The sequence below is a fragment of the Solibacillus isronensis genome (assembly GCF_023715405.1).
GTDB lineage: Bacteria > Bacillota > Bacilli > Bacillales_A > Planococcaceae > Solibacillus > Solibacillus isronensis_B.
This window is the reverse complement of sequence record NZ_JAMBOC010000042.1, coordinates 1-338: the sequence shown is the minus strand read 5'-3', so window position 1 is coordinate 338 and position 338 is coordinate 1. Positions and strand designations below refer to the sequence as shown.

At 53.6% G+C, this 338-nt stretch carries 3 tRNA genes; all 3 read right to left on the bottom strand.

The annotated features are described in order from the left end of the window. Window positions 1–32: 32 nt before the first annotated feature. Window positions 33–104 (bottom strand) — tRNA-Glu (locus M3166_RS19125). Window positions 105–106: 2 nt separating this feature from the next. After that, window positions 107–197: transfer RNA gene (locus M3166_RS19120), tRNA-Ser, on the bottom strand. A gap of 14 nt (window positions 198–211) precedes the next feature. After that, window positions 212–287, bottom strand: a tRNA-Asn gene (locus tag M3166_RS19115). Between the last annotated feature and the right edge of the window lie 51 nt (window positions 288–338).

Sequence of the window (338 nt, the reverse complement as noted above, 5' to 3'; positions counted from 1 at the left end):
ACAGTACTTAGCGTTCTTCGTTTTCCTATGTATGACCCGTACGGGATTCGAACCCGTGTTACCGCCGTGAAAGGGCGGTGTCTTAACCACTTGACCAACGGGCCGATGGCGGAGACAGAGGGATTTGAACCCTCGCGCCGCTTACGCGACCTACACCCTTAGCAGGGGCGCCTCTTCAGCCTCTTGAGTATGTCCCCAAAAATAGAAAAAATGGCTCCGAAGGCAGGACTCGAACCTGCGACCTGCCGGTTAACAGCCGGATGCTCTACCAACTGAGCTACTTCGGAATAATACTATGGTGGGCCTAAATGGACTCGAACCATCGACCTCACGCTTAT